Here is a 22,482-nt window from a genome sequence, read left to right as displayed (position 1 = left end):
TGAGACGATGGACCTGTCGCTGATCATCATGCAGCTTCTCTCCGGGATCGCCCTTGGGGCGGTCCTGGTGATCACTGCGCTTGGACTGACGATCGTGTTCGGCATGCTCGGGGTGGTCAACTTCGCCCATGGTGCGCTGTTCATGATCGGGGCCTATGCGGGGCTGTATCTGGCCTCTCTCACCGGAAGCTTCTGGTGGGGGCTGCTGCTGGCGCCCATCCTGATCGGCGCCTTCGGCATGCTGATCGAGTTCGTGCTGATCCGCCGGCTGTATGGACGCTCGATCGACGATCCGCTGCTGCTCACGTTCGGCCTCAGCTACGTCCTGGTCGAGGGCGTGCGCATCGTGTTCGGCAGCGACGGCATTCCGTTTCCGACCCCGCCGCAGCTGATCGGCGTGCTCGATCTCGGCATCGGCTTCTTCCCGCGTTACCGCCTGTTCGTCATCGTGCTGGTGGCGGTGGTGCTGCTTGTGCTCTGGCTGACGCTGGAGAAGACCCGGGTCGGGTTGATCGTGCGCGCGGGTGCGCGCGATCCCACCATCATGCAGGTGCTCGGCGTCGACATCGGCCGCGTCTGGCTCGCGATCTTCGGGCTCGGCGTCGGACTTGCCGCACTCGGCGGCGTGCTTGCGGGTCCCATGCGCAGCGTCAATCCGGAGATGGGCTCGCTGGTTCTGGCCGAAGCCTTCGTCGTCACCGTGATCGGCGGCCTCGGCTCGATTGTCGGCGCGGTCGTGGCCGGCCTCATGGTCGGCATTTCCATCAGCCTGGTGGCACTGTTCGCGCCTGAAATGGCGACCATCGTGATGTTCGCGCTGATGGCGGTGGTGCTGCTGATCCGCCCGCAAGGCCTGTTCGGCGTGAGAGGGAGGACGGCGTGACGCATCCTTCGAGCGGCGAGGTTCTTGCCAAGGCTGCGCCGAGCGGGCTCGGCCGGCTTCTCGACCACCGCGTGCTGCTCTCCATCGCCGTGCTGGCGATATTGCCCTGGCTGTTGCCGTCCAAGGCGCTCGCCGTCAACGTCCTGATCTACGGCGTCGTGGTGATGGGCTATAATCTGCTGTTCGGCTACACCGGGCTGTTGTCGTTCGGCCAAGCCGCGTTCTTCGGTGCGGGGGCCTACTTCACCGGCATTGCGATCGGGCGTTACGGCGTGCCGTGGTTTGCCGCGGTCGCGATCGCCGTGTGTCTCAGCACCTGCCTTGCGGCTCTGATCGGCATTGTCTCGACGCGCACGCGCGGCATCTATTTCTCCATGGTGACGCTCGCGCTGGCGCAGCTCGTCTATTACGTCGCGCTCCAGGCCTCGTCCTTCACCGGCGGCGAGAACGGCCTGCGCGGCTTCACCGTCGACCGCATCAGCCTGTTCGGCCTTCAGGTCAACTTCCTCGACCCCGTCAACAAATATTACGTGCTGATGGCCTTTGCGGCGCTGGCGATGTGGTTCCAGTCGCGCATCCTGAATTCGCCGTTCGGGGCCGTCATCGAGGCGATCCGCGAGAACGAGCAGCGGGCGCGGGCCTGCGGCTATGACGTCGAGCGCAGCAAGCTGGTCGTGTTCATGCTGTCGGGCGCGATCTCCTCGCTCGGCGGCTGCATGCTGGCGCTGCATTTGTCGATCGTGCCGCTCGACATCCTGCACTACCAGACCTCGGGCATGATCGTGATGATGGTGCTGCTCGGCGGCGCCCGCAGCTTCTTCGGACCCTTCGTCGGCGCGGCGAGCTTCCTGATCCTGGAGGACGTCATCTCGCTGTGGACGCCGCATTGGCAGATCTTCGTCGGTGCGATCTTCGTGCTGTTCGTGTTGTTCCTGCCCAAGGGCATCTGGGGAACGCTGCTGGACGTCCTCGGTACCGGAAAGGCGCGGCGATGAGCGGCGAGCTGCTTCGCGCCGAGGGAATCGGCAAGCGCTTCGGCGGCTTCGTCGCGCTCGAGGATATTACCTTGTCCTTTGCGGCGGGGCAGCTGACCTCGATTATCGGGCCGAACGGGGCCGGCAAGAGCACGTTCTTCAACATCCTCTCCGGTGTATTGACGCCGACGTCCGGCAAGCTGCACTTCCGCGGACGCGAGCTGAACGGCTTGCCGCAGCACCGCTTCGTGCACCAGGGCATTTCGCGCTCCTACCAGATCACCAACATCTTTCCGGACCTGTCAGTGCATGAGAACGTCCGCGTCGCGGCCCAGGCGCTGGCCGTGAGCTACGACATCTGGCGCAACCGCGCCCGGCTGACCGAATTGCATGCGCGTGCTGATGCGGCACTCGACGCGGTGGGGCTTCTCGGCAAGCGAAGCGAATTTGCAAAATTCCTCTCGCATGGCCAGCAGCGCGCGCTGGAGATCGCGATCGCGCTGGTCTCCGAGCCCGAGCTGCTGTTGCTCGACGAGCCGACCGCCGGCATGGGGCCGGAAGAGACCAAGGATATGGTCGCGCTGCTGGAGCGCCTTGCCGACAAGCGCACCGTTCTCCTGGTGGAGCACAAGATGAAGATGGTGCTGGGCCTGTCCAAGCGCGTCGTGGTGCTGCATCATGGCCGCCTGCTCGCCGACGGCGCGCCCGACGAGATCAGGAGCAATCCGGAGGTCCGCCGGGTCTATCTCGGACAGAGTGAAGGTTATGGCTGAAACCGCGCTGCTCGAAATCGAAGATCTCCACGCCTGGTATGGGGCGAGCCACATCCTCCACGGCATCTCCCTGCACGTGAAGGAGGGCGAGGTGGTTGCCCTCGTCGGCCGCAACGGCGCCGGCAAGACCACGACCTTGCGAACCATGATGGGCCTGATGCCGAAGGCGACCGGCCGCGTGCGCTTTGCAGGCAGGGAGCTCCTGCCGTTGCGCGCCCATCAGCGCTTCCACCTTGGCCTGGCCTACGTGCCCGAGGAGCGGCGCATCGTTCCCGGGCTGTCGGTTCGCGAGAATCTCCGGCTCGGCCTGGTCGCGGCCGGCAGCGACATCGAGGAGCGGACGGCGATCGACGAGATCGCCGAAACCTTTCCGCGCCTGAAGGAGCGCCTCGACCAGGAGGGCGTGACGCTCTCCGGCGGCGAGCAGCAGATGCTGGCGATCGCGCGCGCGCTGATCGGCAAGCCCAAGATGATCCTGCTGGATGAACTCTCGGAGGGCATCATGCCCGTCCTCGTCGAGGAGATGGGCGTGCTGTTCCGCCGTCTGCGCGACGAGGGCAAGACACTGCTGCTGGTCGAGCAGAACGTCGAATGGGCTCTTCGATTGGCCGACCGCGCCGTGATCATCGACCAGGGCGAGGTCGTGCATCAAAGCAGCGCGGCGGCGCTGCTGGCGGACAAGGACATCCAGGAACGCTACTGCGCGGTGTGAGCGGTCTCAGGCCACGACCTTGGCGCCGTCGAGGCGCTCGCGTTCGCTCGCAAGATAGTCGCCGATCGCATCGCCCGACATCGGTTTTGCGAAATAATAGCCCTGTATGAAGTCGCAGCCGAGCCGGCGCAAGGTATCGAGCTGGGCGCGGGTCTCGACACCTTCGACGACGCAGGCGATCTCCATGTCGTCGCAGAGGCCCGTCAGCGACTTGATGATCTTGTGACTGACCGGATTTTCGTTGATGTCGGCGACGAAGCTGCGGTCGACCTTGATCTTGTCGAGCGGCAGCCGGTGCACGTGGCTCAGCGACGAATAGCCCGTGCCGAAATCGTCCAGCGAAATGCCGCAGCCCATCGCCTTCAGCGTCGCGATCGACTGCTGCGCGCGCACGAAATCGAAGGTGACGGCGGTCTCGGTGATCTCGAAATCGATCCGTCGTGGCGACAGGCCGCTTTTCTCGATGATGGAGATCAGCGGCAGGATGCCTTCGGCGGCACAGACGTCGTGAGCCGACAGGTTGAACGACAGGCGGATGTCGTCGGGCCAGGTCTTGGCGGTCGCGAGTGCACGCGCCAGCAGCGTCTGCGTCAGTGGCCGGATCAGGCCGATGCGCTCGGCGGCAGGGATGAAGTCGGCAGGGGACACCCAGCCGAGACGGGGGCTGTGCCAGCGCGCCAGCGTCTCGAAACCGGCAGTGTGCTCGCTCATGGCGTCGACGATCGGCTGGAACACCAGCTCCATCTCGGCGCCAAAATCGGAGGTGCGCAACAAATTCTCGATCACGCCGCGGCTCCGGATCTCGGCCTCGAGCTCGCCCGAGAAGATCACGGTGCGTCCGCGCAGATGGCGCTTGGCGTGATAGAGCGAATAGTCGGCACATTCATAGAGAGCTTCCGACGTCGTCGCGGAGTCCGGAAACAGCGCAAACCCGATCGAGCAGGACAGGCCGGTGTGGGCGGTGTCGAGCTGGTAAGGCAGCTTGACCTGCCCGCCGATGCGTTCGCCGAGCCGTGCCAGATCGGCATCGTCGGGGTCACCACGGACGACGAGGCCAAACTCGTCGCCGCCGAGCCGGGCGAATTCCACGCGTTGCGGGCCGAAGCCCTCGCAGATCTCGCGGATGCGGCGGCCCGCCTCGATCAGCACGCGGTCGCCGACGCTGTGGCCGTAATTGTCGTTGATCGGCTTGAAGCCGTCGAGGTCGATGATGCCGACCGCGACGCGAACGTTCCTGCGCTCGGCGTCGGCAAAGGCGCTCGACAGCTCGGCGAAGAAGCGGCGGCGGTTCGGCAGCTCGGTGAGGGAATCGAGATTGGCAAGGCGGAAGTTCTCGTCCGAGAGCGCCTGGGTCGCCGCTTGCTGTGCCAGCAGCGACTTGCGGCTGGCGACGAGATCGGCGAAGTCCCGGTAGTAGATGGTCAGCACCGTCACCATCGCGCCGGTGACCAGCAAATTGTTGACGGCCATCGCCTCCAGCGTCGGCTCGCCGGTGGCGAAGTAGAACACGACGTAGGGCACGTCGACGACGAGAGTCACGATCAGTGCGGCCGAACGCAGATGCATCAGCGAGAAGATGCAGCCGATCACGGTCACCGCCATGTAGAAAGCGACCTGGCTCTTGGCAAAGGGATCGCCGTAGGGATAGAGGGCGAACGACCAGATGGTGAAGCCCGCCGCGATCGGGGCCGCGATCCAGTTGGTGAGACGCAGATTGCGCAGGATGTCGGCGTCGCTGCGGACGAGGTGGCGCTGCCGCAGCCACCAGAAGGTCCGATAACCCGCCACCGCGACCAACACGCCCGGCACGATCATGCTGAGCGAGGCCGGCGCCAGCGGCACATAGGTATATGCGACCGCGATCGTGTTGGTGATCAGGATGAAGTAGAGCAGCGGGATCTGCTTGGAGAAGGCGTCGAACTGCGCGCGCGTCAGCTCGGGATTGTCGGCGGGCACGCGAAACAGCCGCATTGCGGCGGCGAAGTGAGACTTCAAATCGGCAACAGGCATTGAAATACGAGCCCCGGATCCCTGAAATTGCCGGCGATCTTGCATAGCGTGGGTAAAGGGCGCGTTAGATCGGGTCCTGCGCGAAAGACCAGCACAGGGTTGCACGCTACCGCAGAATTTCCGGACGCGTGCAATGGTGAGGCCGTGTTAACGATACGGGGCCGCGTCGGCAGGCATATCGGCGGCGAAGTCCTGCAAAGCAGCCGTTACGCTCTGCTAACCATGCGCTTCGGCGCAACGATGCTTTGCATCGCCCGGAACTCGCCGACCTCTCCCGCAAGCGGGAGCGGTGAACGAGCCGCCGCGGGAAACGATTCAGCCTAATGCCATTCCGCTCTAGCGTCCGACCGTGACGCCGGCGGTCGAGCGCATGGCATCGCGGAGGCTCCTCGCGTTCATGTCGTCGAGGACTTCTCGCGTCAGGACGGTGGTCTGGCCGGGCGTGTTGAGGATGGTCTCGCCGCGCGAGGAGGAGAGCCGGTCCGCCTTGGAGGGCGCGGCTGGATCGGTGGCGGGCGTGTGGTGAGGCCGCTTGCTGGACGCCGCGAAGGCTCCTTGCGAGACGCAGACGGCGGCGATCACGATCAGTCGCAACAGCTTTGCAGGCATGCGATCCCCATGTTCGGGAAACCTCAGCCTAGCACAAACGTGACGGCGCTTGCAGTGGAAAGGATCAGGCCGGAGCGGCCTGGCGTTCCCGCACCGGTTCGCGAATCCGGTCGAGCTTCCCTGGCTCGGCGAGCCGGGTGAAGCTGCGGTGGCTCGCCTGCGCGGGGGCCTCGACGATGACGCCCTCACAGACGATCTGTCCGCCGAGCATCTTGAATTCCAGCTTGTCGTAGCGCGGCATCGTCTCGCCGGGTGCAGGCGGCAGCAGCCCGACGCTGCCCTGGATGTTCAGCGTGGCTTCGCCGGTGCCGTGAAGGCGGGGGTTCCACATCCTGATTCCGCTTTCGGCCCAGCGCTGCCGGATCAGCGCGGCGCGATCGGCAGGTTCCGTTGCTTTCGCGCGAAGTTTCGGCGCACTGCGAATCTCCTCAGTGGGAGCTGCGAGAGCCGGAGCCGGCTCATCATGCGTGACCAAGATGGCGTCGGCGGAAGAGTCCTCCGCGGCGAGGGGGGCAGGATCGCTTGCAGCGATCGGTTCGATCGCCACCGCGGTGTCGCAGGTGGGATCGCTGTCGATGCTGTCTTCAGCGACAGTCTCCGCCGAGACGTCGGGATCGGCAAGCGTGACCTGGGTGTCGTCTACAACAGGCTCGACATCCACGGCGGCAACAATGGAGGGATCGTCGGCAACGACGAGAGCGGGAGCGTCAACCGAAGCGACCTCGACCGAAGCGACCTCAACTGAAACGACCTCGAGATTGGACGAGGTCTCCTCCACGACATCAGGCTCAACGTCGGCCGCGAGCTCGGGAGATGGATCGCTGCTGATGACGGGCTTAGCGGCTTTGGCCGGCTCGTCCTCGATGTCGATGGCCGCTACCGCTTCCGTGGCGACGGACTCGAGCTTCGTCGAGACCTCTACAGGCGGATCATTGTCGATGACGGGTTCAGGAACATCGACTGGTTTGGAACCATCGACCGTTTCGCTGATGACCTCGTCCGAGGCCAAGACCTCTGCCACGACGACCGGCTCGACCTCTGTCGGCGACTGCTGCAGGGACTCGTCGCTGCCGGCGATATCGGCTGCTGCTTCCGCGATGACAGGGCGGGCGGTGTCGTCCTCCGCGACCGCGGCGTCGCTGCGCAGTGGATCAGTGCCGATGCCGGTGTCGAGAGCCGGAAGAGCGTCAGCACTGTCAGTAACGATGACGGGCTGTTCCGCGACGACCGCCGCACCGTCGATGCTGCCGCCCTGCGGCAAGGGCCGAAGCCGGGTGAACGCCCATTTCACCGCGGGGATGCGGCGCAGCAACGATATCAGTCTCGAAAGCACTGGGAGTTGTCCAAGAGGTACTCGGCGTGAGGCAATCGCTGATTCGCCAGCAATGTGAAAAACTGCCCCGGCCGTCACACCCCTGTCAATGTAGACGGGACCAATTGCAGAACATCCAAGCATCGGGCGCGCCGGCCGCTGCATGATGTGTCAGGCATCATCGAGAAACTGCGGTTGTCACCAGGCCGCCGCGCACCGACTGCCAATGTGACCGCTCCCACAGAGCTGCGGCACCGATCATGGATACGCTTCCTTCGAAAGCGAAGGAGAAAAGACGTGATCCGCAAGATATATCCGGCTGCGGTCCTCGCCGCATTGATCTGCGCACCTGCCTCGGCAGATGATCTCACTCCAAAGATCGCCGCTCATTTGATCCCGCCGAATGCGGAAATCCACATTTCCTGGACCAGTCCCGCATCCGACCCGCAGGGCCGTTCGATCGAGGTGGCCTGCGGCGAGGTCACTGTCCGCAATCCGAGAGGCTTCGACACCATGACGTTCGCCTATGTCATCGGCGACGACAAGCTTTGGCTGGCCAGGGACATCGGATGGATGAAGGAGCCAGAGCCGCAGGGGATCCGCAGCGTGATGAGATATTGCCCCGGCCGTTGATCGACGCCTATCGGCCTGTGGGAGGGGACGATGATCCCCTCCGGGATTTTCGCTCTTCCGACTACTTGCCGGCGCCGCCGCTGCCGCCGCCTGCGCCGCTGCCTCCGGCCTGGCTGCCCATGTTATTCGTGTTGGTGCCGCCGGCCGATGGCGACTGCGCGCCCTTGCTGTCGCTGGCCTCGTTCTGCATGTTCGACGACTTGCCGGTCGTCATTCCCTTGGTCGCGGGGCCGCGCGAGGAGGGGCCGACGTCGCCTTGACCGGAGGCGCCGGGAGCCGGTTGTGTCTGCGCGAAGGCGCTACCGGTCGCCAGCGCCATGATGCATGCGGATGCCAGAATGATCTTTTTCATGGGATTCTCCTTGACATGACATCTCCGGACAATCCGCCTGCGGCCTCGGCGTTCCTGCCGATTTGACGCCATCGCTTCAACTCTCTGCGGCCGAATGTCGGGGTTCCCGTCGCCATCGCCATCGGCTATTCAGGACCGTCATTGTTTGTGGGGGACGACGCATGAGGAAGATTGTCGCCATCGGAGCGGTGCTGCTCTGGTCCACCATCGCGTTCGCGCAGGATCGCACCATCACGGTGGCCTCGACCACGTCGACGGAACAGTCGGGCCTGTTCGGCCATCTGCTGCCGCTGTTCTCGAAGGACGAGGGCATCAGCGTGAAGGTCGTTGCCGTCGGCACCGGACAGGCGCTGGATATCGGGCGGCGCGGCGATGCCGACGTGGTGTTCGTCCACGACCGGGCCGCCGAAGACAAGTTCATGTCCGAAGGACAGGGCGTGAAGCGCTTCGACGTCATGTACAACGACTTCGTCGTTGTCGGGCCCAAAAGCGATCCGGCGAAGATCGCCGGCGGCAAGGACGTCACGGATGCGCTGCGCAAGATAGCCGCGGCGAAGGCACCGTTCATCTCGCGCGGCGACAAATCCGGCACGCATGCGGCCGAGCTCCGGCTGTGGAAGGAGGCGGGCGTCGACATCAGTGCCGGCAAGGACAGCTGGTATCGTGAGATCGGCCAGGGCATGGGCCCGGCGCTGAACATGGCGTCGTCGTCGAACGCTTATGTTCTGTCGGACCGCGGCACCTGGCTGTCGTTCAAGAATCGCGGCGAGCTCGCCATCCTGACGGAGGGCGACAAGCGGCTGTTCAACCAGTACGGCGTCATGCTGGTGAATCCCGAGAAGCACCCGAATGTGAAGGCGAAGGATGGGCAGGCCTTCATCGACTGGCTCGTGTCATCGAAGGGGCAGGAGGCGATCGCCGGATACAAGGTTGGCGGCGAGCAGCTATTTTTCCCCAACGCGTCCCACTAGCAGGAAGGCGATGGTCGACACCGCGACGCTGAGCGCGAGCAGGATCAGGCCGAGCCCGAGTGCCAGCGGCAGATCGCCCTTGCTGGTCTCCAGCGCGATCGCGGTCGTCATCGTGCGCGTGAAGCCGCGGATGTTGCCGCCGACGATGATGATGGCACCGACCTCGGCGATGGCGCGCCCGAAGGCCGCGAGAAAAGCTGTCAGCAGCGAGGTCCGGCCCAGCGCGTACAGCAGCGCCATGCAGCGGAAGATCGACAGCCCGTCGATCCGTGCCAGATCGCCATATTCCGCCCACAGCAGGCTCGCCGGCCGGTGCACCAGCGCCACCACGATCGGGGTGGCGAGCAGCGTCTGCGCGATCACCATGGCGGCGGGCGTGAACAACAGTCCCGCCGCCCCGAGCGGGCCTGACCGCGACAGCAGAAGATAGAGCGCGAGCCCGACCACGACCGGCGGAAGGCCGAGCAGCGCATTGGTCAGCACGATGATCACCTGCCGCCCGCGGAAACGCGTGATCGCCAGCAAGGCCCCGATCGGTGCACCGATCAGCAGGGCAAGGACGCTCGCGGTCAGGCTGACGCGCACCGACAATGCGACGATGCCGAGCAGCTCGGCGTCGGCTTCGCCGATCAGCGAGAGCGCCGCGCCAACGGATCGTGCGAAGTCGTTCATGCGGCCTGACGCTTCGGCGCCGGGCGGAATGCCTCCTGATCGTCGATATCGGGTGTTCGTAGCGGCTTCACTGACCGGTTCCTGCGAGTCTTGCTGACATCCACAGAATACCCGGGAGGAACGGTTTGGAAACGCGATTCAATTCAAAAAATGCGGCTGGCGCCGCGTTATGCAGGCTCTTCTGACACGATCCGACGGGAGCTTTGCCTTTCGGGGGCCCAAAGCCAGCGCGCGAGCAGAACGGCGAGAACCGCGCCGATGAACTGGGCGGCAATGAAAGCCGGCATGCCTTGTGGGGCAATACCCGCGAACGTATCGGACAGCGAGCGGGCGATAGTGACCGCGGGGTTGGCGAACGAGGTGGACGAGGTGAACCAATACGCCGACGTGACATAGAGGCCGACAGCGTAAGGCACGGCGGTGTTGGTCCGGTGCCCGACGCCAAAGATCGTCGAGAGCAGACCGAAGGTGGCTACAGCCTCGGCCAGCCATTGTCCGGCTCCGGTGCGGGCCGTGAGGGAAAGCTGGAGGACAGGAAGCTCGAACATCAGGTGCGCGATCCCGACACCCGCGACCGCGCCGGCGATCTGGGCGATGGCGTAGGTCGCCGCGTCCGTCCACGTCGTTTCGCCGCGCAAGGCGAATGCGAGCGTGACCGCCGGATTGAAATGAGCCCCCGATATCGGAGCGAAGATCAGGATCAGCACCACCAGGATTGCGCCCGTGGCGATCGTATTGCACAGCAGCGCCAGAGCGACGTTTCCGCCCGAGAGCTTCTGCGCCATGATCCCGGAGCCGACCACCGCAGCAAGCAGGAACGCCGTCCCGAGCCACTCGGCGAAGGCGCGCTGTGCAAGGCTCGGCATCAGGCGCGATCCAGCCTGACGCGCTCGCCGTCTTCCTTGACGAATTCGCCCCGCTGCGGCGGCAGCAGATCCAGCACGAGCTCGGAGGGGCGGCAGAGCCTGACGCCTTTCGGCGTCACCACGATCGGCCGGTTGATCAGGATCGGATGCGCCACCATCGCGTCGAGCAACTGATCGTCCGTCAGCGCCGGATTGGCGAGCCCGAGCTCCGCATAGGGCGCCGCTTTTTCGCGAACCGCCTCACGCACCGAAATCCCCATGCGCGCGACGAGCTGCTGCAGTAGGGTGCGCGACGGCGGCGTCTTCAGATATTCGATCACGTGCGGCTCGATACCGGCATGCCGGATCATGGCAAGCGTGTTGCGCGACGTGCCGCAATCGGGATTGTGGTAGATGATCGCGTCCATTGCAGGTGCCCTCGTGCTCAGCAGCAGGCCCGCGAGGTTGCCGGCGCCGCCTGCGGCGCGCAGCAGGCCGATTGCTGCTCCGGTTTCTCATGCGCGACCCGCGCCTGGTTCTCGCCGCTGCCGTCGCCGTAATCGGTGCTCTCGCCCGTGGTGTGGAAGGTTTCCCAGGCGATGCCGGCCGGATCGTCGATCCAGGACTTTTCCGACTTGGCGTAGCAGCAGGTGGTCTGCCCCTGCTCGACGACGTTGCCGCCGGCCTTGCGCAGTCGGGCATAGACCTCCTGGAGCTCCTCGCCGGTCTCGACCTGGATGCCGAGATGATCGAGCCCAGCCGCGCGTCCGCGCGTCGAGATCGCAAAATTCACGCGGGGGTCGTCCAGCATCCATTTGGCATAGTCGGACTTCACGACCGAGGGCTCGCTCGCAAACAGGGCGGAGTAGAATCCGATGGAATGGGAGAGATCCTCGACGGACACGTGAACATGCAGGCGCTTCATGGTCTGTCCTTTCAGGCTGGCACTTTGCTGCGCTTCCGCGCCGGTTTCGAACGCCTTGCCGGAGCGCATGACACCCCGCCGCAGCAGTTTTCGGTCAGGAATCCGACCAGCGAATTCATGGTCTCGAACCGCGCCGCATAGATCATCGAACGCCCCTCGCGACGGACGGTCGCGAGCCCGGCCATCCGTAGCCGGTCGAAATGGAAGGTCAGCGTGTTGGGGGCGAGATCCAGCGCCTCGGCCACCGCGCCGGCGGACAGGCCTTCGGGGCCGGCTTGCACCAGCAGGCGGAAAACATCGAGGCGATTGTCCTGAGCAAGCGCGGCAAGCGCCGCGACGGCATCCGTCTTTTCCATATTTCAACGATTATTGAAATAATGGCGGCCTGTCAATCGAGATTGGCATGCGGAGAGCCAATCTCGATTGACGGGCCGCCGTCGCTGTTCAGCGCTTCACGCTGGCCGATGCCGAGACCGTGGGGGCTGCCCCGATGCTCTGCTGCCAATAGCGTTCGATCTGGTCGATCAAGGCAGGCGGGAGCGGGACGTAGTTGAGCGTCTGGGCCTCGGATTTTCCGTTTTCCAGCGACCAGCGGACGAAGTCGATGGCGGCTGCCGATCGTTCCGGTGATTTCGGCGCCTTCGGCATCAGCACGAAGGTCGTCGCCGTGATCGGGTAGGCGTCTTCACCGGGCGCGTTGGTGAGCACGAGATGGAAATCCTTCTCCGCCTTCCAGTCCGCGCTTGATGCCGCCGCCTGGAATGATGCGGCGTCGGGCACGACGTAATTGCCGGCGCTGTTCTGCACGATTCCAAAGGAAATCCGGTCGAGCCGTTGCAGCGCGTAAGTGTATTCGAGATAGCCGATCGCGCCGGGAATGAGACCGACGAGCGAAGCTACGCCATCATTGCCGCGGCCGCCGAGGCCAAGCGGCCACTCGACGGAGGTGCCTTCGCCCACGCTGGCTTTCCACTGCGGGCTGACCTTCGACAGGTAGTTCGACCAGTTGAATGTCGTGCCGGAGCCGTCGATGCGATGGACCACCGTGATCGCAGCGTTCGGCAATCTGACGTCGGGGTTGATCGCGGCGATCGCCGGATCGCTCCAGGATCTGAGCTTGCCGAGATAGATATCGGCAAGCACTTGCCCGGTGAAGCGGATCTGGCCGGGCTTGACGCCGTCGATATTGACCACTGGCACGACGCCTCCGATGACGATCGGGAATTGCATCAGGCCGAGCCTGTCGAGCTCCCTGGGGTCGAGCGGCATATCGCTGGCACCGAAATCGACGGCTTCCTTTTTGATCAGGCCGAGGCCGATGCCGGAGCCGACCGCTTGATAGCTGACGACGTTGCCGGTCTTGGCCTTATATGCGTCGGTCCATTTCGCCATCACGGGCGAAACGAAGGTTGAGCCGGCTCCTCTGGTCTCGGCTGCCAAGCCTGGCGTTGCGACGAGCAGAGCGGCGAGGATGATGGGAAGTGCAATATGTGTCTTCATTTGCGCGAGGCTAACAGGTGGGGCACGAAGCCGATGTGGTCGATCTCACAATTGCGTCGCGAGGCATTCGCGGTGGCCATTGCGCGCCGACTACACCACGCCGTCAGCTCCGCCGCGTCGTCCGATTGAGGGAGGCCGCTGTCCCGGCCGGGTAGGGACGCAATTTTGGGGCAAATTACGCGCCATGCGGCCAAATCGGGCCGTTTCGCGCCCGTCGGCGGCTTTATTCCCGCCGTGGATGCTTTAAGGAGAGGCAGGATCAGGTCGCAGGCGCCCCTCGGCGGTGCTAGAGCCTGATGCAGGGAATAATGGGCCGTGCCGTGTCGGCGGGGCCGCAAGGATGAAGGATATGGAGCAATGATCCAGACCGTTGGCATCATCGGGGCAGGGACCATGGGGAATGGTATCGCGCAGGTCTGCGCGGCGGCCGGGCTCTCGGTCGTGATGGTCGACATTTCCGATGCGGCGGTGAACCGCGGGCTGTCGACCGTCGGCGGCAGTCTCGAGCGTCTGGTCAAGAAGGAGAAGATGTCGGCGGCCGATCGCGAGGCGGCGCTCAAGCGCATCACCGGCACCACCGACCGGGCGAAGCTTGCCGATTGCGATCTCGTCATCGAGGCCGCAACCGAGAACGAGGAGCTCAAGGTCAAGATCCTGAAGGATCTCTGCGCGACCTTGTCGCCGCGAACGCTGCTTGCGACCAACACCTCGTCGATCTCGATCACGAAGCTCGCTGCGGCGACCGATCGTCCCGACCGCTTCATCGGCATGCACTTCTTCAACCCGGTGCCGGTGATGGCGCTGCTGGAGTTGATCCGCGGCCTGCAGACCTCCGACGACACCCACGCCAAGGCCCTCGATTTCGCCAAGCGCGTCGGCAAGGTGGCGATCACCGCCAAGAACAGCCCGGGCTTTGCCGTCAACCGCATCCTGTGCCCGATGATCAACGAGGCGATCTTCGCGCTCCAGGAGGGGATTGCGACCGCGGAAGAGATCGATGCTGGCATGAAGCTTGGTTGCAACCATCCGATCGGGCCGCTGGCTCTGGCCGATCTCGTCGGGCTCGACACCATGCTTTCGGTGATGGAGGTCTTTTACAAGGGCTTCAACGATCCTAAATACAGGCCAGCGCCGCTGCTCAAGGAGATGGTCGATGCAGGCCATCTCGGCCGCAAGACCGGGCAGGGCTTCTATACCTATGGTACGTGATCTTGTCATCGCGACAAAGACGGTTCCGTAGGGTGGGCAAAGCGAAGCGTGCCCACGTTCCGTGGCCGTATCGGACTGATGGTGGGCACGGCGCAAGTGCGCCTTTGCCCACCCTACGATACTGATCAAGGAGCAGGCGCCGGGCTCGAAACGCCCGCGGCCCAATCCCGCAATTTGCGCCAGGACAAAGATGTCGGGCGCATTTGGCCTGACGATGTCGAACGGGCGGCTCGCGGGAACGCGGGGAACAACGAACGGAAAACGAAGGACATGTCGGATCGACTGAAGGCCGAGCGCGAGGCGGCGGCCGCGCGGCGGAACCTGTTGACCCAGGATGCGATCGAGCGCACCGGGATTACCGAAGAGATGATCGGGGAACTCGTCACCCGCTTCTATGGGCGCGTGCGCGAAGATGCACGGCTGGGCCCGGTGTTCGGGATCGTGCAGAACTGGGACGAGCATCTCGCCAAGCTCAAAGATTTCTGGTCCTCAGTCGTGCTGATGAGCGGCCGCTATCACGGCTCGCCAATGCGGGCGCATTTACCACTGAGCCTGGTCGGCGATCATTTCGACCGCTGGCTCGATCTGTTCGAGCAGACCGCGCGCGAGGTCTGCCCGCCGCCAGCAGCTGCACTGTTCATCGACAAAGCGCGCCGCATCGCCGACAGTTTCGAGATGGCATCGGCCACCGTCTCCGGTTCTATCGCCGCGCCGCGCCACGTGCTTAGGTCCTGACGACGACCGGCTGCCTGCAAAACATGCAGGGTCGTCGCGCTGCGTTTGCGCAGCGCGACGAATAGCGCGTTGCACCAATTCCAACATCATCGGTCTGATCTGCAAAATCATCATGCCGCTCGCGCGGCGCGACGTTGAATTGTGAAAAGGCGCTTGAACACGTTCATCGTTGTTCAATCAACGCGAGCAAAGCCACATTGATGCACTGCGGTGCCAACTCTTCGCCTTGTTTTCGGCAGAGTTCCAGTGCCTGCTTGTGAACATGTCCCGCGCATCGTTCACAACCAATTCATCACCGTCCGAGAGTCCTGGGAAACCCGAAGCCGACGCCTGTGCCGAGCAGACGCGGCGAACGATCCTGCTTGGCGCGCTCGCCACCACCGCCTGCCTCGGTTGCTCCGCGTCTGCGCACGCGGGCGAGGATCCGCCCGGGTCCGACGAACGGCCGCAGAAAGGCGATGTGCTCGTCTTCTCCGAAGGCGACAAGGAGGGAAAGCCCATCACCGCGGCCGACCTGCCGGCCGGCGGACCGCCGGTGCATGCCTGGCCGAAGGATCCCAAGACATCGGTGGTGCGCAGCGCCTCCCGGCTCAACGAGATCCTGATCATCAAGCTCGATCCCGCCGAGCTTGACGAGAAGACGGCCGCGCGCGCGGTCGACGGCATCATCGCCTATTCGGCGATCTGCTCGCATGCCGGCTGTCCCGTCACCGCCTGGGTGAAGAGCGATGTCGGCGACAAGGAGGTGTTCAAGTGCATGTGTCACAACTCCGAATACGATCCTCGTGCGGGCGCACAGGTCGTGTTCGGCCCGGCGCCGCGACGGCTCGCGGCGCTGCCGGTGGCGCTCGCTGACGGCTCGCTCAGCGTCGCCGGCAATTTCATCGGAAAGGTAGGTGGCGCGCAGCCAGGATGACGGACGGTGCGGGCCCACGCCCGCGTCACGAGAGGTCGTATCCGCCGTTGGGCGGACGACGGGACGAACGACAAGAATTCAACACAAGAATTCAAACGGATGAAAAGGGGAACGTCCATGACCAGGAAGCAATGGTACCTGTCCGGCTTCGTCGCCTTCACCTGCCTCGCCTCGACCGCCGCCGTGTCAGGTCCGATCGAGAATTACGCACCGGTCACCGCGCAGCGGCTGGAGAATCCGGAGCCAAACAACTGGATGCTCTATCGGCGCACCTATGACGGGCACGGCTACAGCCCGCTCGATCAGATCAACACCTCCAACGTGAAGAATCTCACGCCGGTCTGGACCTTTGCCACCGGCGTCGTCGAAGGCCACGAGGCGCCGCCAATCGTCAACAACGGCGTGATGTTCGTGGCGACCCCGATGGGACAGGTGATCGCGCTCAACGCCAAGACCGGCGACGAATATTGGCGCTACAAGCGGCAGCTCCCCGACGATCTGTTCCAGCTGCACCCGACCAGCCGCGGCGTTGGCCTCTGGGAGGACAAGCTCTACCTCGCCACCACGGACGACCACGTCGTCGCGCTCGATGCCAAGACCGGCAAGGTGGTCTGGGACACCAAGGTGCAGGACTACAAGAAGGGCCAGTACATGACCCTGATGCCGCTGGTCGTCGACGGCAAGGTCATTGTCGGCGGCTCCGGCGGCGAGTTCGGCGTGCGCGGCTATATCGCGGCCTATGATGCCAAAGACGGCAAGGAGCTGTGGCGAACCTTCACCATTCCAGGCGAAGGCGAGCCGGGCCATGACACCTGGCAGGGCGACGACTGGAAGAACGGCGGTGGCTCGGCCTGGATGACCGGCAATTACGACAAGGAGACCAAGACGATCTATTGGGGCGTCGGCAATGCCGCGCCATGGCCCGGCGAGACCCATCCCGGCGACAATCTTTACACCTCCTCGGTGCTTGCGCTCGATCCGAGCACCGGCAAGATCAAGACCTATCACCAGTACCACCAGAACGATTCCTGGGACTGGGACGAGGTCGATGCGCCGATGCTGATCGACCTGCAACGCGATGGCCGCAACATCAAGAGCCTGGTCCATCCGGGCCGCGACGCGATCTTCTGGGTGCTCGAGCGCACGCCGACCAAGATCAACTACGTCGCCGGCTGGCCGTTCGTCTCGACCGACGTCTGGAAGGGCATCGAGCCCGAGAGCGGCAAGCCGATCGTCGACCCCGCGCACAAGCCGGTGATCGGCAAGCGTGTCGAGTTCTGTCCGTCGCTGTGGGGCGGCAAGGACTGGCCGTCGGCGGCCTACAGCCAGAAGACCGGCCTCGTCTACGTGCCCGCCAACGAGAATTTCTGCGGCGGGTTCACCGGCGAGAAAGTCGCCCTCAAGCCGGGTGAGCTCTGGCTCGGCACCAAGCCGGAAGACATCGGCCTGAAGACGAAGCCGGGCGCGGATCATTTCGGCGAGCTGCAGGCCTGGGATCCCACTACGGGCAAGAAGGTGTGGCAACACAACTTCCCGAAGTCGCAGCTGTTCGGCTCGGTGACGGCGACCGCGGGCGATCTCATCTTCGTCGGCGGCACCAATGACCGCAATTTCCGCGCCTTTAACGCCAAGACCGGCGAGCTCCTGTGGGAGCAGAAGACCAACTCCGGCATCATGGGCATGCCGGTGTCCTATGAGATCGACGGCACCCAATACATCGCGATCCAGTCGGGATGGGGCGTCGACGCGCAGCGCATCCAGGACGCGCTGGTGACCAACAACATCGGCATCGAAGCCAATGTGCCGCAAGGCGGCGTCATCTGGGTGTTTGCGCTGAAGAAGTAGCTCCGCGGCGGATCGAAAGAAGCGGAGCAGCAGGGGGGTGGCGAATGCGGCGGACGGCAACGTCCGCCGCATTTTTGCGATGGAAGGCGTCGAACGCGCTTACTTCCCTTCTCCCCTTGCGGGAGAAGGTGGCGCGAAGCGCCGGATGAGGGGTTCTATCCGCGCTCTCATCGCGAGGGGGACTCGCCGAGACAACCCCTCACCCAAGTGAGCTCGTGTCAGCCAGCGTCGCTGCCCTCTCCCGCAGGGGGAGAGGGCGCATCAATGCGCAGACGCGAAGGCTACTTCCCCTGACGCTCCACCTTGTCCTTTTCCTTCTGGTTCATCTCGCGAACCTTGGGATCCGGATTGTGCTGTCCGGTGGTCTGGGTGGTGGAGGCAGGCGGGGCGGCGTTGGGCAGCGAGTTCTGGTCCGGCGCGGTGGGGCGTGTCGCGGTGGCCGGCGGCGTCGTGTTGCTCTGGGCGAATGCGCCGGAGGCCGTCACAAGAAAGGCGCCCGACAGCAACGAGACTGCGAGCGCCTTTGAGATATTTGTCATCGATCTGCTCCTGTCAGATCGATGGAAACGGCGCGAGACCGCTTGTGTTCCGTCTCGCGCCTCTGTTCCGTCTCAGGCTTCCAATTGTTTGCCGATCGGAAGCGAGCGGATGCGTTTTCCGGTCGCCGCGAAGATCGCATTGATCAGCGCCGGTGCGAATGGCGGAACACCGGGCTCGCCGACGCCGCTCGGCGGCGTGTCGGGTCCGGGCGGCACGATGTAGACGTTGGTCACCACAGGAGATTCATCCATCCTGACGACCTGGAAGTCGTCAAAGTTCTTCTGCTGCACCTTGCCGTCCTTGAAGGTGATCTCGCCGTATTTGGCGAGGCTCAGCCCCATGATCGCCGCGCCTTCGATCTGCGAGGCGATGCGCTCGGGGTTGACATAGGTGCCGCAATCGATCGCCGTGTCGACCCGTGGCACCGTCAGCTTGCCCTTGTCGTCGACGGCGACCTCGACGATGGTCGCGATGTAGCTGACGAAGCTGCGGTGCACCGCGATGCCAAGGCCGTGGCCCTTCGGTACCTTGCGTCCCCACTCACCCTTCTCGGCGACCAGTTCGACCACCTTGCGCAAGCGCGCGGTGTCGATCGGGTAGCTCTCCTGGGGCTCGCCGTAGTTCCAGAGGTCTTTCACCTCCGGTTTGACGATGCGCGGGCTTCCGATCAGCGCGAGCAGCGTCTCCTTCTGGTCGCGGCCGGTCGCTTGCGCGATCTCGCCGACCATTGATTGCACCGCGAAGGCGCGCGGGATGTTCGAGACCGAGCGGAACCAGCCGATGCGGGTGAACGCCGCGGCTTCCGGATTCTCGCACGAGATGTTGGCGATCTCGAACGGCATGTCGACGAGGCCCATGCCGATCTCGAACGGGGCCTGGTGCACGGTCCCGGCAGCGAACGTCGAGGCGATGCTGGGGGCCACGCTGCGATGGCGCCAGGCGACCACCTTGCCGCTCTTGTCGAGGCCGGCCTCGATCCGCTCGACCGAGACGGTATGCAGGAAGCCGTTGTGGATGTCGTCCTCGCGCGTCCACTGCACCTTCACCGGTGCGCCGAGCTCTTTCGAGAGCAGCGCGGCCTCGAGCGCAAAGTCGCATTTCGACTTGCGTCCGAAACCGCCGCCGAGAAGCGTGACGTTGACGGTGACGTTGCCCTCGGGGATGCCGAGCGTCTTGGCGACGTCCTCGCGGGTGCCGCCGGGGCTCTGCACCGGCGCCCAGATCTCCGCCTTGTCGCCCTTGACGTCGGCGACCGCCACCGGCGTCTCCATGCTGACATGAGCAAGATGCGGGACGTAGTACTCGCCGACGATCACCTTGTCGGCGCCCTTCAGGGCAGCGTCCGCGTCGCCCTCCTTGCGCAAGACGAGGCCCGGCTTGCGCGAGGCTTCCTCGAGCTCCTTACGGTAGGCGACGGAGTCGTATTTGCCGTTGGGACCATCGTCCCAGACCAGCTTCAACGCATCCCGGCCCTTGATCGCCGCGCCAGTGTTGCGCGCGATCACGGCGACGCCGCCGAGCGGCTGGAACTTTGATGGCCACGGCCAGCCTTGAACCTTCAGCACTTTCTCGACGCCGGGGATCTTCAGCGCCGCATCGGGATCGAACGAGACCAGCTTGCCGCCGGTTACCGGCGGGCGCGCGATCACGGCATATTTCATGCCCGGCAGCCGCACATCGGCGCCGTAATGCGCCTTGCCGGTGGTGATGTCGTGGAGATCGACGATGCCGACCTGGCCCTTGCCGAGATACCGGAAATTCTTGGGGTCCTTCAGCTTGAGGCCTTCGATGCTGGGCACCGATTCCTTGGCGGCGTCGGCAGCGAGCTCGCCGAAGCCGAGCTTGCGGCCGCTGGCGCTGTGGACGACCTCGTGATTGACCGCCTTGACCTCGGTCGCCGGTACGCCCCAGCGCTTCGCCGCGGCCTGCTCCAGCATGGTGCGGGCCGAGGCGCCAATCTGGCGCATCGGGATCAGATAATGCCGCGTGCTGCGCGAGCCGTCGGTGTCCTGGTTGCCGAACTTGACCTCGTCGCCATGGGCTTGCTGCACCTTGACCCTGGACCAGTCGGCTTCCATCTCCTCGGCCACGATCAGCGGCAGGCTGGTGCGGACGCCGGTGCCCATTTCCGAACGGTGACCCACGATGGTCACGATGCCGTCGGGCCCAACCGAAACGAACACGCGCGGATCCACCACGACGCCGTGCGGCATCTTGCCGGCGCCGGTCTCGTAGGCCAATGCTTGGCGCGACATCACGGGTGCGGCGAGCACGAAGCCGCCGGTGATGCCGAGCCCCTTCAGGATGCTACGGCGCGAGACCTTCTCGACCTTGATGTTCTTTTCGAAGCCACGTTTTTCGAAGCTATGGAGCTTGCCGGGATTGTCGATGAAATTCATGTCACACCCCCGTCGATGCGAGATGGACCGCGTTCTCGATGCGCTGGTAGCAGCCGCAGCGGCAGATGTTGCCTGACATCGACTCGCGGATCTGGTCGTGCGAGGGTTTCGGGTTGTCCATCAGCAGGGCCGCAGCCTGCATGATCTGACCGGCCTGGCAGAAGCCGCATTGCGGCACGTTGACCTGGCGCCACGCCTTCTGCACCGGATGATCGCCAGTCGGATGCAGCCCTTCGATCGTAGTGACCTCGCGTCCGGCGACGTCGTTGACCGATGTGATACAGGCGCGCACGGCCTGCTTGTCGACGATGACGGTGCAGGAGCCGCACAGGGCCTGGCCGCAGCCGTACTTGGTGCCGGTCAGTCCGGCCTCGTCACGCAGGAACCAGAGTAGTGGGAGATCCGGGTCGCCGTCCCAGCTCTGTTCCTGGCCGTTGATCTTCACCTTGATCATGATCGTCCCTCGCTCTTCATAAGCATGCCAAATTCAAAACTTGCCGACGCCGGTCGGCGACGGTTCGTGCCGGGTCGCGCCACATCCCGCCCTCGTCCCGCGCGGGCAGATCCCGGAGGGAGGCAGGAACGCCGATGGCGATGTCTGGATGTGCTCGATACCTCCCCCGTTTTTGTTCTTAATTGATTGAACGTCGTGCGGCATCGTGACGGCGCGATCGTAGCAGAGATCACCACCGCCCGGCGTTCACAGCCGGGTGTTCTCACCGGGAAAAGATTGCATCGATGGTTTGTCAAAAGCAGGGCGCGTCAGCGCGCCGCGTGGGCCCACGTGTTCGCAAACAGGGGGTGCGATGAAAAAAGCTTCGTCCGCCAGAAAGACTGCGCGGACGAAGCAAGGTGCCTCAGTCGAGGGAGGGAGAAACGCAGGGGCCGGGAACTTCAAGACGGAAGTTGGCGGCGCTGCGCAGTCATTCAGAGACCAGGACTGAGGGAGCCAATCACGCTCGCATACGCGTAGCTTGCAGGGACGGCGGCATCGCCGCGACTGTCTCGGGGCCGGGCCCGGGCTCGCTGGCACTGATCGAGGCCAGCGAGCGGATAGGGCATGGCGAACGTCCGACCGCCTTGCTCAGGCGGCCTTGTTAGGCAGCCTTGGCTTTGGCGACGTGGGTCGCGATCGCGTCCATCAGCGCCGGTGACAGGCAATCATAGGGCTCGAGCCCGATTTCCTTCAGCCGCGAACGGATGCCCGCCATCTGCTCCGGCTTCACGCCCGCTTCGATCACCGAGGAGACGAAGGCGGCGAATTGCGGCGCCTGCGAGCCCTGCTCCTGGAACAGCTCGGGATGAATGAAGTCGAGACCGTAGAACGGGTGGCCCTTGTTCTCGATGCGGCCGTACATGTGGGTGCCGCACGCCTTGCAGGCGTAGCGCTGGATCACCGCGGACGGATCGACGATCTGGAGCTTGTCGCCGTTCTCGAGCACGGTGACGTTCTGGCGCGGCACCACGGCGACGACGGAGAACGTCGCGCCCTGCGGCTTCCAGCACTTGGTGCAGCCGCAGGCGTGATTGTGGGCGACGTCGCCCTTGATGCCGACCTTGACCTGGTGGTCCTTGCATTTGCAAGCCAGCGTGCCGCCGGCGAAGCTGCCGCTGCCCTGTTTGAGGCCGTTGTCGATCGATGGATGGAGTGCAACAGTCATGGGTCG

General features: G+C 64.4%; 24 protein-coding genes. 10 read left to right on the top strand and 14 right to left on the bottom strand.

Features of this window, described 5'->3' with window-relative positions:
• The first annotated feature begins 7 nt into the window (after nt 1-7).
• Genes GGD67_RS22265 through GGD67_RS22250 form a run of 4 tightly spaced genes read left to right on the top strand, consistent with a single transcriptional unit; the run spans nt 8 to nt 3,342 of the window.
• Nucleotides 8-883: a branched-chain amino acid ABC transporter permease gene (locus GGD67_RS22265; RefSeq protein WP_179735847.1), complete on the top strand. Its 876-nt coding sequence runs from the start codon at nt 8-10 to the stop codon at nt 881-883.
• Entirely contained in the window at nt 880-1,878 is a 999-nt protein-coding gene (locus GGD67_RS22260) for a branched-chain amino acid ABC transporter permease (RefSeq protein WP_179735845.1), read from the top strand. Before GGD67_RS22265 ends, GGD67_RS22260 begins: the two co-directional genes overlap by 4 nt.
• The gene (locus GGD67_RS22255; RefSeq protein WP_092261840.1) at nt 1,875-2,630 is read left to right on the top strand and encodes an ABC transporter ATP-binding protein; all 756 of its coding nucleotides are present in this window, start codon (nt 1,875-1,877) and stop codon (nt 2,628-2,630) included. Before GGD67_RS22260 ends, GGD67_RS22255 begins: the two co-directional genes overlap by 4 nt.
• Entirely contained in the window at nt 2,623-3,342 is a 720-nt protein-coding gene (locus GGD67_RS22250; RefSeq protein ID WP_179735843.1) for an ABC transporter ATP-binding protein, read from the top strand. The genes GGD67_RS22255 and GGD67_RS22250 overlap by 8 nt, the downstream gene beginning before the upstream one ends.
• Nucleotides 3,343-3,348: 6 nt before the next feature.
• Here the strand turns inward: GGD67_RS22250 and GGD67_RS22245 are convergent, their stop codons facing one another.
• The 3 genes from GGD67_RS22245 to GGD67_RS22235 all read right to left on the bottom strand — a co-directional run bounded on the left by GGD67_RS22245 (nt 3,349) and on the right by GGD67_RS22235 (nt 7,273).
• Nucleotides 3,349-5,352: a bifunctional diguanylate cyclase/phosphodiesterase gene (locus GGD67_RS22245; protein ID WP_179735841.1), complete on the bottom strand. Its 2,004-nt coding sequence runs from the start codon at nt 5,350-5,352 to the stop codon at nt 3,349-3,351.
• 336 nt (nt 5,353-5,688) lie between these two features.
• Nucleotides 5,689-5,961: a TonB-dependent receptor plug domain-containing protein gene (locus tag GGD67_RS22240; RefSeq protein ID WP_179735839.1), complete on the bottom strand. Its 273-nt coding sequence runs from the start codon at nt 5,959-5,961 to the stop codon at nt 5,689-5,691.
• Between the two features lie 64 nt (nt 5,962-6,025).
• Nucleotides 6,026-7,273 (bottom strand): hypothetical protein, encoded by a 1,248-nt coding sequence (locus tag GGD67_RS22235; RefSeq protein ID WP_179735837.1) that lies wholly within the window; start codon nt 7,271-7,273, stop codon nt 6,026-6,028.
• Nucleotides 7,274-7,570: 297 nt separating this feature from the next.
• Here GGD67_RS22235 and GGD67_RS22230 point away from each other — a divergent pair, with 297 nt between their 5' ends.
• The gene (locus GGD67_RS22230) at nt 7,571-7,906 is read left to right on the top strand and encodes a hypothetical protein (protein ID WP_018320753.1); all 336 of its coding nucleotides are present in this window, start codon (nt 7,571-7,573) and stop codon (nt 7,904-7,906) included.
• Between the two features lie 61 nt (nt 7,907-7,967).
• On the opposite strand, the gene GGD67_RS22225 is transcribed toward GGD67_RS22230, so the two are convergent.
• Nucleotides 7,968-8,258, bottom strand: a complete 291-nt coding sequence (locus GGD67_RS22225; RefSeq protein ID WP_179735835.1) for a hypothetical protein — start codon at nt 8,256-8,258, stop codon at nt 7,968-7,970.
• Nucleotides 8,259-8,419: 161 nt separating this feature from the next.
• Here GGD67_RS22225 and GGD67_RS22220 point away from each other — a divergent pair, with 161 nt between their 5' ends.
• Complete coding sequence (locus tag GGD67_RS22220) at nt 8,420-9,229, top strand: substrate-binding domain-containing protein (RefSeq protein ID WP_179735833.1); 810 nt, start codon at nt 8,420-8,422, stop codon at nt 9,227-9,229.
• Here the strand turns inward: GGD67_RS22220 and GGD67_RS22215 are convergent.
• The 6 genes from GGD67_RS22215 to pstS form a co-directional block, all read right to left on the bottom strand.
• Entirely contained in the window at nt 9,203-9,901 is a 699-nt protein-coding gene (locus GGD67_RS22215; protein WP_018320750.1) for an ABC transporter permease, read from the bottom strand. The genes GGD67_RS22220 and GGD67_RS22215 overlap by 27 nt on opposite strands.
• Before the next feature lie 167 nt (nt 9,902-10,068).
• Nucleotides 10,069-10,767, bottom strand: a complete 699-nt coding sequence (locus GGD67_RS22210; protein ID WP_018320749.1) for an MIP/aquaporin family protein — start codon at nt 10,765-10,767, stop codon at nt 10,069-10,071.
• Nucleotides 10,767-11,174 carry an arsenate reductase (glutaredoxin) gene (gene arsC / locus GGD67_RS22205; RefSeq protein ID WP_179735831.1) on the bottom strand — a complete coding sequence of 136 codons (408 nt, stop codon included), beginning with the start codon at nt 11,172-11,174 and terminating at the stop codon, nt 10,767-10,769. Before arsC ends, GGD67_RS22210 begins: the two co-directional genes overlap by 1 nt.
• A 17-nt stretch (nt 11,175-11,191) precedes the next feature.
• The gene (locus GGD67_RS22200) at nt 11,192-11,671 is read right to left on the bottom strand and encodes an ArsI/CadI family heavy metal resistance metalloenzyme (protein WP_026202415.1); all 480 of its coding nucleotides are present in this window, start codon (nt 11,669-11,671) and stop codon (nt 11,192-11,194) included.
• A gap of 11 nt (nt 11,672-11,682) precedes the next feature.
• Nucleotides 11,683-12,027, bottom strand: a complete 345-nt coding sequence (locus GGD67_RS22195) for a helix-turn-helix transcriptional regulator (protein WP_179735829.1) — start codon at nt 12,025-12,027, stop codon at nt 11,683-11,685.
• Nucleotides 12,028-12,115: 88 nt separating this feature from the next.
• Complete coding sequence (gene pstS, locus GGD67_RS22190; RefSeq protein WP_179735827.1) at nt 12,116-13,171, bottom strand: phosphate ABC transporter substrate-binding protein PstS; 1,056 nt, start codon at nt 13,169-13,171, stop codon at nt 12,116-12,118.
• Between the two features lie 357 nt (nt 13,172-13,528).
• Between pstS and GGD67_RS22185 the strand changes: the two genes are divergently transcribed.
• From GGD67_RS22185 to GGD67_RS22170, 4 genes are all read left to right on the top strand, one after another.
• Complete coding sequence (locus tag GGD67_RS22185) at nt 13,529-14,380, top strand: 3-hydroxybutyryl-CoA dehydrogenase (RefSeq protein ID WP_179735825.1); 852 nt, start codon at nt 13,529-13,531, stop codon at nt 14,378-14,380.
• A 270-nt stretch (nt 14,381-14,650) separates the two neighbouring features.
• Nucleotides 14,651-15,115 carry a group III truncated hemoglobin gene (locus tag GGD67_RS22180; protein ID WP_179736013.1) on the top strand — a complete coding sequence of 155 codons (465 nt, stop codon included), beginning with the start codon at nt 14,651-14,653 and terminating at the stop codon, nt 15,113-15,115.
• Nucleotides 15,116-15,377: 262 nt separating this feature from the next.
• Entirely contained in the window at nt 15,378-16,031 is a 654-nt protein-coding gene (locus GGD67_RS22175) for a ubiquinol-cytochrome c reductase iron-sulfur subunit (RefSeq protein ID WP_092261860.1), read from the top strand.
• Nucleotides 16,032-16,148: 117 nt separating this feature from the next.
• Entirely contained in the window at nt 16,149-17,876 is a 1,728-nt protein-coding gene (locus tag GGD67_RS22170; protein ID WP_092261827.1) for a methanol/ethanol family PQQ-dependent dehydrogenase, read from the top strand.
• Between the two features lie 281 nt (nt 17,877-18,157).
• On the opposite strand, the gene GGD67_RS22165 is transcribed toward GGD67_RS22170, so the two are convergent.
• The 4 genes from GGD67_RS22165 to gfa form a co-directional block, all read right to left on the bottom strand.
• A complete protein-coding gene (locus GGD67_RS22165; RefSeq protein ID WP_018320740.1) occupies nt 18,158-18,415 on the bottom strand; it encodes a hypothetical protein in 258 nt (85 codons plus the stop codon).
• A 72-nt stretch (nt 18,416-18,487) separates the two neighbouring features.
• The gene (locus tag GGD67_RS22160; protein WP_179735823.1) at nt 18,488-20,815 is read right to left on the bottom strand and encodes a molybdopterin cofactor-binding domain-containing protein; all 2,328 of its coding nucleotides are present in this window, start codon (nt 20,813-20,815) and stop codon (nt 18,488-18,490) included.
• Between the two features lies 1 nt (nt 20,816).
• Nucleotides 20,817-21,269, bottom strand: coding sequence for a (2Fe-2S)-binding protein (locus tag GGD67_RS22155; protein ID WP_179735821.1), 453 nt, complete (start codon nt 21,267-21,269; stop codon nt 20,817-20,819).
• Between the two features lie 643 nt (nt 21,270-21,912).
• Entirely contained in the window at nt 21,913-22,476 is a 564-nt protein-coding gene (gene gfa / locus GGD67_RS22150) for an S-(hydroxymethyl)glutathione synthase (protein ID WP_018320737.1), read from the bottom strand.
• Between the last annotated feature and the right edge of the window lie 6 nt (nt 22,477-22,482).

The organism is Bradyrhizobium sp. IAR9 (assembly GCF_013408065.1).
Lineage (GTDB): Bacteria > Pseudomonadota > Alphaproteobacteria > Rhizobiales > Xanthobacteraceae > Bradyrhizobium.
Note: the sequence above shows the minus strand (reverse complement) of the source record. Positions and strands in the feature narration are given on the sequence as shown.